The organism is Fulvivirga aurantia, from assembly GCF_009711475.1.
GTDB lineage: Bacteria > Bacteroidota > Bacteroidia > Cytophagales > Cyclobacteriaceae > Fulvivirga > Fulvivirga aurantia.
Window position 1 is genome coordinate 1 of record NZ_SMMD01000259.1, and the last position, 1,372, is coordinate 1,372.

The following is a 1,372-nucleotide window of genomic DNA, read 5'->3' on the forward strand; positions in this document are numbered from 1 at the left end:
TGATTTACACATAAGTAATTCCGGGAATATTTATCTATCAGGTTCCTTTACCAGCAGAATTTATTTTGATGGTATCACTTTAAGTACCCTTCCGCTAACTACAAGCGACCCCTTTATAGCAAAGCTTGATACTGATGGTAAGGTAATTTGGGCTAAAATGCCTGGTCGAGGTCATGGGCCAGATGCAGTGCCACAATTAACATATGACGAAAAAGGTCACGTCTATGCTGTCACCCATCTCATGGGTGCTGAAGTATATATTGAAGGTGAACAACAAGAAAATCCGGTATTCTTTTTAGGCAAATACAATGATAACGATGGCAGTTTAATAGCTTATCGTTTAATAACAAATGCTTTGTTTCCTTCCTTTGAAGAAATGCATGATTTGCGCACTGGAGATAATGGTAAAATATATATTACAGCAGATTTAAATAATCTATATCTAGAACCAGGGGAGGTGGTTGAATCACAAGTAAACTACAATACAGCTGCATTGGTTTATAATGAAAATCTAACATTGGATTTTGCTTTAGCTAAAGGTTATGAGCTTGGATTTGTGCCAGGTATGCCAATACTTTGGTTCAACAATGATGATTTTATCTTTCCAGAATATGGAAACGATCAAATGGATTTATTGAGAATTGGGAAGAGAGGTAAGTTTACTTTTGATCAAAAAGATGTAAAAAGTAATATAAAAATATATGATGAAATGGGATGTAGGTTGGAGCAGACAAACTTTGATGTGATGAGAGAAGTTCCACAGACACCAACGATCTGTGCTATTACCAATAATCCAAGTGGTGCAGGAAATTATATCACCTGGCAGTTGGCCGAGGATGCAGAAGCCTATTATGTTTATGCTCAAATTTCTAATCAGGATTATATCAGACTTGGGTCAAACACTGATAATTATTTTGTACATAGTGATGCCGAAAATGATAAAAGGACATATAGATACAAAATAACAAGTGTAAGCTGTGGTGTCGAATCTGAATTAAGCGACTTTCATAGCCCGATTCATCTGACAGTAAACCAAGGTTTGGATAATAATATTAATCTCATTTGGCAGCAGTACGAAGGTATTGACTATAACAACCTAACGTTGTATAGAGGTACTAGCCCTGATAATATGGAAGAATTAGCAGTTTTGCCAGACTATGTTACCTCGTATACCGACACTGAGGCTACGGAAGCTACCTTATATTATCAGTTGAGATTGCCATTTAAATGCAGCGGTATCGATGAGGCCTCAAAATTGGCTAATGGAAGACTGTCAGGCCAATCTGAAACTTTAGAAGGTGAAGAATCTTATTTAGCCTCCAACATAGCTGTACGCTATGGTCAGCTTGCAGATTTTAATACTTACCCTAAT

General features: G+C 36.8%; 1 protein-coding gene. It reads left to right on the forward strand.

Annotated features, from left to right (window positions below; translation table 11 throughout):
- Positions 1-1,372: hypothetical protein (locus tag E1176_RS20280; RefSeq protein WP_185152520.1), on the forward strand; the 1,372-nt coding region annotated here is incomplete at both ends.